Origin of the sequence: Microvirga tunisiensis (assembly GCF_009296175.1) — a bacterium.
Taxonomy (GTDB): Bacteria; Pseudomonadota; Alphaproteobacteria; order Rhizobiales; family Beijerinckiaceae; genus Microvirga; species Microvirga tunisiensis.
The window spans coordinates 1-10,610 of sequence record NZ_VOSK01000224.1; the positions used below are offsets into that span (position 1 = coordinate 1).

Below are 10,610 nucleotides of genomic sequence, written 5' to 3' on the forward strand. Positions count from 1 at the left end.
AAGCGGGGAGCAATGCGGGTGACGAGATCGTCCAACTGATCGGCCCAGCGGTGGGCCTCGCTTGCGTCTGTCATGGCGCGACACCTCCGTGTCTAAGACAACGCACAAGCCCCGGCTGTAGTACTAGGTGTCTGGATGCGAGACCTCCTTGGCATGAGCGATGACCTGGAGGGCGGGCGGCAACGCGTCTGCATCGGGTGGCTTGTAGCGGCGGTTGGCGAGCTTCGGCTCGGCAGCCAGGCGGCTTCGCACAACCTCATCCGGGGATCGCCCCTTGAGCACGCGTTGACGTCTTCTGTTATAGGCCTGATTGAAGCCCTTGAGCAGCGTCTCGAGGTCCCGATGGCTGTAGATGGTGATGCCCAGCACCTCGCGCTGCACCCGCCCGTTGAAGCGCTCCACGAGACCATTGGTCTGCGGCGTGTAGGGCTTGGTCTTGCGGTGCTCCAGCTTCAGCTGGCGGCAGGCGTCCTCGAAAGCATCCGCCGTGAAGCAGGATCCTCGATCCGTCAGGACGTGCGTGACCTTGAAGGGGAAGGCGCGCACCGCCTCTTTCAGGAAGGCGACCGCGCTGGTGGCCAGCTCATCGTCCTTGACGGCCAGGTGCACCCAGCGCGAGCAGCGGTCGATGGCCACATACAAATAGCGTTTGCGGCGCTCGCCGTTGGCGGTCTGCAGCTTGGGCAGGTGCTTGATGTCCATGTGGATGAAGCCAAGATCGTAATCCTTGAACGTGCCGCTCCGGCGCTGGCGCTGCTGCGCCGGGGGCAATCGTCCCAAGCCTTCCGCCTTGAGGATGCGGTAGACGGCATCGCGGTTGAGATGCGGCAGGAAATGGCTGACGATGAAGGTCAGATCGTCGAGCGGAAAGCCGGTGGCCTGGCGCAGGACGCAGACGATGGCGCGCTCCTCGTCCGTGGCTTTCCAGGGCAGCTTGTGCGGCCGGCTGGAATGGTCCTGGCAGTCCTGGGCTCCGCGCTTGCGCCACTTGCGGATGGTCTCGGTGCTCACGCTGAAGCGCTGGGCCAGCACGCCGGTGGGCTCTCTCGAGCGGGCGATCTCCTGGCGGACAGCGGGGGTGGTGCGGGCTTGCGGATGAAGGGAGTGCATCACGTCCTCCTGCGGTGAGAAGCTCGGCGTCGCAGGCCGTCAAAGCGCCAAGTGTACTCCTCAATGGCGTAACGCACCCGATCCCAACAACGTTCCGCCACCAAACAACTAGTCCGACGATACACGTCTTCATCCCCAATACTCCACCCTCAGCCTGTAAGTCTGGCCCATAATCTCGACCTCATCCTGAGGAAGTCCAAAGGGTGTGGAAAGCAGAATCATCGGCCATGATTCCCGAATGAAGTGCGGGGAGGCAATGACGGCACAACGAAAAACCCGCCGGCCTGAGCCGACGGGTTTTGCATTCTTGAACCCTCGGAGATTTTACCCTTCCGCCGCCTCGCCGCCTTCGGTCGCGGCGTCATCGACGCCCTCGATCTCCTCGGCATCCTCGCCCTCGATGTGCTCCACCGAGACCACCTTCTCCTTGTCGCGGGTGGAGAAGACGGTGACGCCCTGCGAGTTGCGGCCGACGACGCGGATGCCCTCCACCGGCACGCGGATCAGCTGACCGCCATCGGTGACGAGCATGATCTGGTCGGAGTTCTCGACCGGGAAGGACGCCACCAGCTTGCCGTTGCGGTTGTTCACGGCCATGGCCGTGATGCCTTTGCCGCCGCGTCCGGTGATGCGGTACTCGTAGGACACGGTGCGCTTGCCGTAGCCCTTCTCGGAGAGCGTCAGGATGCATTGTTCCAGCGCGCTCATTTCGGCGTAGCGCTCCTGCGAGAGTGTGGCGTCGGCATTGGCCTCCTCCGCATCCTCCGATGCGTCGGCATCTGCCCCCATCTGCTCGCCGGTGACGGCGCGGCGCATCTTGAGATAGGCCGCCCTCTCCTCGCCCGTGGCTTCCACGTGCCGCAGGATCGCCATGGAGATGATGTCGTCGCCCTCGGCCAGGTTGATGCCGCGCACGCCCATGGAATCGCGGCCCTTGAACACGCGCACGTCCGTGACCGGGAAGCGGATGCACTGACCCTTGGCCGTGGTCAGCAGCACGTCGTCGTTCTCCGAGCAGATCTGCACGTCGACGATGTGATCGCCCTCATCCAGCTTCATGGCGATCTTGCCGCCGCGATTGACCTGGACGAAGTCCGACAGCTTGTTGCGGCGGACCGTGCCCCGGGAGGTGGCGAACATCACGTCCAGCTTGTCCCAGGATGCCTCGTCCTCAGGCAGCGGCATGATGGTGGTGATGCGCTCGCCCTGCTTGATGGGCAGCATGTTCACCAGGGCCTTGCCCTTGGCGTTGGGGGCCGCCAGCGGCAGGCGCCACACCTTCTCCTTGTAGGCCTGGCCTTCGGAGGAGAAGAATATGACGGGCGTGTGGGTGTTCGCCACGAAGAGACGGGTGACGAAATCCTCGTCCCTCGTCGTCATTGCGGAACGGCCCTTGCCGCCGCGGCGCTGCGCCCGGTAGGTCGAGAGCGGCACGCGCTTGATGTAGCCGGCATGGGACACGGTGACGACCATGTCCTCGCGGGCAATCAGGTCCTCATCATCCAGATCCGAGTCCCAATCCACGATCTGCGTCTTGCGCGGCGTGGCGAAGGTGTTGCGTATCTCGGTCAGCTCGTCCCGGATGATGGACATGATGCGGACACGGGAGCGCAGGATATCGAGGTAATCGGAGATCTCGGCCGCGAGCTTCGACAGCTCGTCGCCGATCTCGTCGCGACCCAGAGCTGTGAGGCGCTGCAGGCGCAGGTCGAGGATGGCGCGGGCCTGCGCCTCGGACAGGCGGTAGGTGCCGTCCTCGTTGATCTTGTGACGCGGGTCGTCCACGAGCGCGATGAGCGGCGCGATGTCGTGGGCCGGCCAGTCGCGGCCCATGAGGGCCTCGCGGGCCGTGTTCGGATCGGGCGCCGTGCGAATGAGGCGGATGACCTCGTCGATATTGGCGACCGCGATGGCAAGGCCGCACAGCACATGGGCGCGCTCGCGGGCCTTGTTGAGCAGGTACTTGGTCCGGCGGGAGACGACTTCCTCGCGGAAATCGACGAAGGCCTTGATCAGATCCTTGAGCGTCATCAGCTCCGGACGACCGCCGTTGAGCGCCACCATGTTGGCGCCGAAGCTCGTCTGCAGCGGCGTGTAGCGATAGAGCTGGTTGAGCACCACGTCGGCCATGGCGTCGCGCTTGATCTCGACCACGATGCGCATGCCGTCGCGGTCGGATTCGTCGCGGAGATCGGAAATGCCTTCGATCTTCTTCTCGCGCACCAGTTCGGCGATCTTCTCGATCAGCGAGGCCTTGTTCACCTGATACGGGATCTCGGTGAAGATGATTGCCTCGCGGTCCTTGCGAACCTCCTCGATCTCGGACTTGGCCCGCATGATGACGGAGCCGCGGCCCGTGGTATAGGCTGAGCGGGCGCCTGCGCGCCCGAGAATCAGGGCACCGGTCGGAAAGTCCGGGCCCGGGATGATCTCGATCAGCTCCTCGGCCGAAACGTCGGGATTTTCCATGAAGGCCAGGCAGCCGTCGATGACCTCGCCCAGATTGTGGGGAGGCATGTTGGTGGCCATGCCGACCGCGATGCCGCCGGCCCCGTTGACGAGCAGGTTCGGATAGCGCGCGGGCAGAACCGCCGGCTCGTCCTTGGACTCGTCGTAGTTGGGGGTAAAGTCGACAGTGTCCTTGTCGATGTCGTCGAGGAGCGGCATCGCCGCCTTGGCGAGGCGGGACTCGGTGTAGCGCATGGCCGCCGGGGGATCACCGTCCACCGAGCCGAAATTGCCCTGCCCGTCCACGAGCATGACGCGCATGGCGAAGTCCTGCGCCATGCGGACCAAGGCGTCATAGATCGATTGGTCGCCGTGCGGATGGTATTGACCCATCACGTCGCCGACGATGCGGGCGGACTTCACGTATTTCTTGTCGGGCGTATAGCCGTTCTCGTGCATCGAATAGAGGATGCGCCGGTGCACGGGCTTGAGGCCGTCGCGCGCATCAGGCAGAGCGCGGCTCACGATCACGCTCATGGCGTAATCGAGATAGGAGCGCTTCATCTCGTCGACGATGGAAATCAGCTTGATGTCGCTCGCAGGCTGGTCCCCCGCGGGGCCACCAGAGCGGATATCGTTCGGATCGGTCAAGGTTGGTCTTTCTTAAAACGGTCTGCCCTATCGCGAGAGGCGGCTTTTCGATACCGCTTCGTCAAGCCGTCCGGCAAGCCCGCGAATCCAATAGAAATCAGCCTCTTAGATGGGGGAGAACGCCGCGATTTTCAAGCTTTTTGACGGGTTTTCCAGAGGCAAGCACAGCACGGAAATCCGTTTACGTTTCAGCAACTTATTGTCGGATCGGGCGCGGCGACGGGCAGGCTCGCGGCTGTGGCACTTTCGCAGGGCATCCCGTGAGATGAGACATCGGCTCAACCGCCGCGTCTAATCCATTGATGTTTTTCGGTTTTGACGCATTCCCAAATGTCATTCTCGGGCATGGGCCCGGGACATCCGCTTTCCCTCGCTCCGCCACCCCGGACGGAGCGTGCGCGGAGATCCGGCATCAGTGCAGGGTCATGGCGCTCGAACCTCGACATCGTCATCCCTAGCGCAGGCGGGAATCCATGACTGTTGGCGGCGCCGGGATGGACCCCCGTCATGGTTATGGATCACGGTGTTCGCCGGGATGACGGTGCCGGGCAGCCTTTCACGCTCCCGGTTCGGCCTGCGCCGTTCCGCCCTGACATTCTCCGACTGCACCCTCCGCCGTCATCAACGGGCTTGTCCCGGTGATCCCGATCCCTGAAGCACGGCACCTCACCGCATCGGGATGGCCGGGACAGGCCCGGCCATGACGGGGGAGCGTGCCTAGGAGGGCCGTGATCCCGATCGTCTCGCTCGGCCTCATCCTGAGGGGCCGCTGCAAGCGGCGTCTCGAAGGAGGAGTTCAGGGCTCTTCCGGACCCTCCTTCGAGACGCAGCCTCACGGCTGCTCCTCAGGATGAGGTAAGAGGACGGAAAAGCGGCAAGGCGAAGATCGCCGGGACTGATCCCCAGATCGAGTCCGGGGACGGCCATGATGGGGAAGGTGTCATTTCCGGCCGGAGCGCAGCGGAGTGGAAGAAAATCCATCAACTTAGCGCGTGATCGTGGATCCCCTTCCCGGTCCTGCAGACCGCCGGGATGACATCCACTTACTCGCGGCCGGTACGACGCTTTTCAGCCCGCCGGGGGCCGACTGGCCCGGCCCTGACGGATGTCAGCACGCTATGCCCTCAGCAGAATTGCCGTTGCATCGTCACTCGCCTTGAATCGGGGATAGAGCTGGCCAGCCGGATCGCGCTCGGTCTCGATCTCCCGCGCCAGCTTCACCAGAGGCTCGAGACCGGAGGTCAAAGCAGAGTCCAGGGCGGCCTCGGCATCCATCGCGCGATAGAGATCGACCAGGGCCGAGAAGCCGTCCGAGGCCAGGAGGATCACGGTGCCATCCTGGCAGGGAGCCGTCTCGTGCCGCAGGCGGTCGACGGCGTCCGGATTGAAGCTCAGGAGAGCTGCCGGAATGCCGCTTTTGCGCTGGCGCTCGCGGCGCTCGGCGAGCCAGGAGAGAAAGATGGGCTCGTCGAGGATGGCCGTGGGCCTGGACCCCGCCTGCCGCATCAACTCGGCCGCCATTGAGGATTCGGCGTCGCGCAGGCCAGGGGCGTCGCCCAGGGTTACGACGGTCCCGTCAGGCCGGCGGACATAGGCCGTGGTGTCGCCGAAGGTCCAGGCGTCGAGAAGATCGCCCCTGCGGCGCACCAGCGTCATCGCGCCGAGAGGCCAGGTGACGAAATCGTCATGCCGCTCCGCGGGCGCGACGGCCCGGTAAGCCGTGCGCGCTTCCTCCATGACGTGCCGCAGGAGGGCGGCGCCGTCGTGCGCCTGTGGGGCGAGATTCGAGAGCCGCTCGTCCGCGAACCTGGCGAGCCAGGTGGCGTCGCTCTTCGCGTGCATGACCGGCTTCGTGCCGGGAAAGATCGACGTGTCGATCACCCAGGCCCAGTCGCCCGAGACGCCGCAGACGTCCTCGTTGGGTTTGGCCGGGTGCCCGGGCCAGCTGATCCGATCCAAAACCGTGAACATTGTCGCGTCGCCCCTCGCCAAACCGGCCCGATCACCCCATAACGCAAAGCTTGCAGGAAGGTCCAGCCGATGCTCCTCGACTACATCTCCGCCGCTCTCGTGACCCTGCTCGTCACCCTCGATCCGGTGGCGCTGGCGCCGATCTTCGTATCGCTGACCCGGGGGATGAATGCCGGGGAGCGCCGCAGGGTCTCGATGCGGGCCTGCCTGATCGCCTTCGGCATTCTGGCCTTTTTCGGCCTCGGCGGCGAGGTGCTGCTGCGGCTTCTCGGCGTCGGCATTCCGGCCTTCCGCATCTCCGGCGGCCTGCTGCTGTTCTGGATCGCCTTCGAGATGGTGTTCGAGCGCCGCAACGAGCGCAAGCAGCACACGGCCGATATCGCCATCACCGAGGATCACATCCGCAACGTCGCCGCCTTCCCGCTGGCCATCCCGCTGATGGCAGGCCCCGGCGCCATCACGGCCGTGATCCTGCTCGCCGGACGCGCAGACGGCAACATCGTCTATCTGGCCGCGTTGCTGATCCTGATCGCGCTCGGAATCCTGAGCTGCTTCGTGGTGTTCTCCGCCGCCGAGCGTGTCGCCCGCTGGCTCGGCGTGACCGGAAACGTGGTTCTCACCCGTCTCCTGGGCGTGATCCTCGCGGGCCTCGCCGTGCAGTTCATCATCGACGGGGTGCTGGCGCTGCTTCGGGCACCGGCGGTCTAGAGGCTCAGCGCAACGTCTCCAGCAGGCGCGTCATGAGCTTCTGGCGCGGCGCGATGGAAGAGATCACACCATACTCCTGTAGCGTGTGCGCCCCATCGCCGTCGATGCCGAGGCCGTCGAGGGTCGGGATGCCCAGCGCCGCCGTGAAATTGCCGTCCGAGCCGCCGCCGACGCGGGGCGCGGAGACGAGATCGAAGCCGATCTCGGCGGCCAGCGACTTGGCCTGGTCGAACAGCCTGGAAGTCGCCTCCGTCCGCTCGTAGGGCGGCCGGTTCATGCCGCCGGCGATGGTGAGCTTGAAATCGGGATTGTGCGGTTTCAGCCCCAAAATCGCGGCCGTTACGGCCTCACCGTCCGCCACGGTTTCGACCCGCAGGTCCACCGGGAAGCGGCAATGCTGCGGAATGGTATTCACCGCCGTACCGCCCGAGATCATGCCCACAGTAGTGGTGATCCCACGCGCATAATCCGTCATGGTCTCGATGGCGAGAATCTGCCGCGCGGCCTCGTAGACGGCGTTGCGCCCGTCCTTGTGGCGCGATCCGGCATGAGCCGGGCGGCCTTCCACATGGACGTCGAAGCGCCCTACCCCTTTGCGCGCGGTAACGATCTGGCCGCCGTCGCGGGCCGGTTCCGTCACGAGCGCATAAGCCGAACGGCGACCGAATTCCTCAATCATTGGCCGCGTGATCGGCGAGCCGATCTCCTCGTCCGGCGTCACCAGGAAGACGATGGGCCGCGCCGCCGCGCCTCTGCGCGCCACATCCTTGAACGCCTCCAGGGCAAAATAGGCCCCGCCCTTCATGTCGTAGACGCCGGGTCCGTAGAGCCGGTCGCCCTCGAGACGCAACGGCAGATCGCTCTCGATGGTGCCGACGGGATGGACCGTGTCGAGATGCGACATGACCAGAATGCCCGGCTCGGATGTCTGCGGGCCCGCCCGCAGCACGAGGACATCGCCCAAGCCCTCCGTGCCCGAAATGCGCTCGACCGCCACCGGCGCGTCCTGCATCTGCGAGACGACGAGGTCCATCATCAGGTTGACGCCGGCCCGGTCATGGGTCGGGCTTTCGGTGCGGATCCAGGTGAAGAGCGTGTCGAGGAATGGCGAGGAGCGGCTCATGATGTCTTCGTTCTGAATGATCGTGCCTGCTGGCTAACCACTCCTCGCCCGAAACATCAAGCCCGAGATGAGATCTGCCTGAAGCCTCGGACTCAAAAGCTACGTCCACTTTTGGGCTTACCCGATGCTCTGTCCCTTGACCGGCGCATCGTGCGTGGCGAACCTCCGGTTCGGCAGGGCGCCTCGCCGGAACGATACAAAGCTAGGTCTTTATGACGCATCGGTTCCGTATCGATATCCTGTAACAGGAAAATAAGCTAATACATCGAAGTTTCAGACGCACTTGGATTTGAAAAGAATGACACACAAAGTTGGTTCTCTGGGCAGGAATTTTCTCGAAGGTACAGGGGTCTCCGACAGCCTCTATGGCGACAGCAGCGGCACCCGCACCTCCGGCACGACCGGGGGCGACTCGATCCACGGCTACAATGGGGCGGACTACCTTTACGGTGATGCGAGAAACCTGAGGCTCACGGCACGCGGCGGGTCCGACACCATCTGGGCGGGCTTCGACGGCGATACGGTCTATGGCGATTCCTACACCATGAGCTACTCCTCCATCGGCGGCTCGGACCAGATCTGGGGCGAGTCCGGCTACGACAAGCTCTATGGAGACACCCGAACCATGTCGCGTTCTGCGAGAGGCGGGTCCGACAAGCTGTATGGCGGCCATGATAACGACAGCCTCTTCGGCGATGCCTATTCCATGTCGACGACGACGACCGGGGGCACCGATGGGCTGTATGGCGACAACGACAGCGATTCACTCTATGGCGATGCGTACTCGATGACGGGTTCTGCCGTGGGCGGCGCCGATCTCCTCTATGGCGGCAACGACGACGACCGACTTTATGGGGATGCTTTCACTTTGAAGGGTGGAGCGAGAGGCGGATCGGACACGCTCAGCGGCGACAGCGGACGGGATACGCTCTATGGGGATGCACGCTCTCTGATCCATTCCGCGATCGGCGGGCATGACACTCTCAAAGGCGGCGGCTCCGAGGACATCCTCTATGGCGACGGCTACGAGATGAGGAACGGCGCGGTCGGCGGAGCCGACTGGCTCTACGGCGACTCGAGCAATGACCGTCTCTACGGCGATGCCTACACGCTGTATGACGGCGCAATCGGCGGGGCCGATTACCTGTCGGGAGGAAGCGGCAACAACATCTTTTATGGCGACGCCTATGGCATGGTCGCCTCGTCCGTTGGCGGAAACGACAGTCTCTATGGCAGCTCGGGAAACGACACGCTCTACGGCGATGCCGGATCTCTGAACGATCAGAGCCGCGGCGGACACGATTACCTGAGCGGAGGCTCCGGCAACGACGTGCTGTATGGCGATGCCCAAGCCACGAGCGCCTATGCGGGCTACGGCAACGACACTCTGCTCGGCGGCGCGGGCAACGACCGCCTGATCGGCGATTCCTCCTATGGCGGCACGGGCGCGGATTACCTGAACGGCGGCAGCGGAAACGATACGATGGATGGCGGCGGGCGCGATATCTTCGCGTTCGATCTGTCCTCGGGCAAGGACACGATCCAGTATTTCCGCCCCGGAGAGGATCAGATCGATCTGCGCGCCTGGCGCTTCGCGTCCTTCGACAACCTCAACATCGCCGATAGAACAGGCTATTCCCTCGTCTACCTTTCCGGGACGAGCCATTACATCAAGCTCGAGAACGTGCTGAAGGCTCAACTCTCAGCCGCCGACTTCATTCTATGACGGCAGAAGGCCCGGAGAAATCCGGGCCTTTTCCTTAAAGCATCTTGCACCCTGCCGTCGCGTCCATGCAGGCAACCAAGTTTCTCGCGCATCGTGCGGAACCGAAGGTCCGCGTCAGCCAAGAGGGGATCCGTGTTTTCAGCGATCAACGATGCGCTGCTTGACGGCTAGTGCATCGACCCACCCGTCAAAGGAATCGTTGAGGGCGGATTACTCAGTGCTGTGCCACATTCAACGGAATCGACAGCAGGACATTGCCCGCCTCGTCGACGACCTCAAGGTGCCAGCCGCGCCAGTCGACCTCGTCGGCTTCGCCTTCCTGCCTCAATTCCTGAATGGCTTTAAGCGCCTGATAATGGGCTGCTTCCAGATCCGAGACTTCAATTCCGGCCTCGTCGACGATCCGTTCGTGCGTGTGCACAAGGTGAAAGTAACAGTGCACGACAGGGCAACCTTGGAAATCTTCACTCACCGCCGAGCTTCGACAAGACCCGGAATCTGCCGTTAGATGAGCAGCTTCCCTGACCGGACGCAAGGTAAGTTTTCGGCGTCGTGCCGACTTGAACGCCCGGTTGAAGAATATTGTCCTGAACGACTGGCTCTGGGGAACGGTCAAGCTCGGTGAAGACCGCTCTTTCAACGCTGAACCGCGTTGCCTTGTTTTATCTCAAGAACAACGCCCAGGCATTTCACCGGAAAGGCCGCCTGGAAAGACGGCCTTTCCTGTCGATAGATCGAACGACTAGTTCCTCTGCACAGAGATTATGACTCTTTGGCGCGTGGGTCTCTCGGGACGGTGTTGGGATAGGCACGGCCCATCTTGGCGCGGGCTTGTTCGGTGGTGAACATCCACTTGATCTCGGCACCGGAGGC

The 10,610-nt window shown here is 63.6% G+C and carries 7 protein-coding genes; 2 read left to right on the forward strand and 5 right to left on the reverse strand.

Annotated elements, in window-relative coordinates:
* Window positions 1–123: 123 nt before the first annotated feature.
* The 3 genes from FS320_RS30865 to FS320_RS30875 all read right to left on the reverse strand — a co-directional run bounded on the left by FS320_RS30865 (window position 124) and on the right by FS320_RS30875 (window position 6,180).
* Window positions 124–1,110 (reverse strand): IS481 family transposase, encoded by a 987-nt coding sequence (locus tag FS320_RS30865; RefSeq protein ID WP_152716181.1) that lies wholly within the window; start codon window positions 1,108–1,110, stop codon window positions 124–126.
* A 324-nt stretch (window positions 1,111–1,434) separates the two neighbouring features.
* Window positions 1,435–4,209, reverse strand: a complete 2,775-nt coding sequence (gene gyrA / locus FS320_RS30870; RefSeq protein WP_152716183.1) for a DNA gyrase subunit A — start codon at window positions 4,207–4,209, stop codon at window positions 1,435–1,437.
* Between the two features lie 1,116 nt (window positions 4,210–5,325).
* A complete protein-coding gene (locus FS320_RS30875; RefSeq protein WP_152716185.1) occupies window positions 5,326–6,180 on the reverse strand; it encodes a PP2C family serine/threonine-protein phosphatase in 855 nt (284 codons plus the stop codon).
* Between the two features lie 69 nt (window positions 6,181–6,249).
* On the opposite strand from FS320_RS30875, the gene FS320_RS30880 reads away from it, so the two are divergent.
* Window positions 6,250–6,888: a MarC family protein gene (locus tag FS320_RS30880; RefSeq protein WP_152716186.1), complete on the forward strand. Its 639-nt coding sequence runs from the start codon at window positions 6,250–6,252 to the stop codon at window positions 6,886–6,888.
* A 4-nt stretch (window positions 6,889–6,892) separates the two neighbouring features.
* Here the strand turns inward: FS320_RS30880 and FS320_RS30885 are convergent, their stop codons facing one another.
* Window positions 6,893–8,011: a M20 family metallopeptidase gene (locus tag FS320_RS30885; RefSeq protein ID WP_152716188.1), complete on the reverse strand. Its 1,119-nt coding sequence runs from the start codon at window positions 8,009–8,011 to the stop codon at window positions 6,893–6,895.
* A 298-nt stretch (window positions 8,012–8,309) separates the two neighbouring features.
* Here FS320_RS30885 and FS320_RS30890 point away from each other — a divergent pair, with 298 nt between their 5' ends.
* A complete protein-coding gene (locus FS320_RS30890) occupies window positions 8,310–9,737 on the forward strand; it encodes a calcium-binding protein (protein ID WP_152716190.1) in 1,428 nt (475 codons plus the stop codon).
* 214 nt (window positions 9,738–9,951) lie between these two features.
* Here FS320_RS30890 and FS320_RS30895 read toward each other — a convergent pair whose 3' ends face one another.
* Window positions 9,952–10,179: a DUF6894 family protein gene (locus tag FS320_RS30895; protein WP_162003355.1), complete on the reverse strand. Its 228-nt coding sequence runs from the start codon at window positions 10,177–10,179 to the stop codon at window positions 9,952–9,954.
* Between the last annotated feature and the right edge of the window lie 431 nt (window positions 10,180–10,610).

Bases quoted from the DNA above. Each gene is read 5' to 3' on its own strand.
- FS320_RS30880 (WP_152716186.1), top strand. From the start codon at position 6,250: ATGCTCCTCGACTACATCTCCGCCGCTCTCGTGACCCTGCTCGTCACC.
- FS320_RS30885 (WP_152716188.1), bottom strand. From the start codon at position 8,011: ATGAGCCGCTCCTCGCCATTCCTCGACACGCTCTTCACCTGGATCCGC.
- FS320_RS30890 (WP_152716190.1), top strand. From the start codon at position 8,310: ATGACACACAAAGTTGGTTCTCTGGGCAGGAATTTTCTCGAAGGTACA.
- FS320_RS30875 (WP_152716185.1), bottom strand. From the start codon at position 6,180: ATGTTCACGGTTTTGGATCGGATCAGCTGGCCCGGGCACCCGGCCAAA.
- FS320_RS30865 (WP_152716181.1), bottom strand. From the start codon at position 1,110: ATGCACTCCCTTCATCCGCAAGCCCGCACCACCCCCGCTGTCCGCCAG.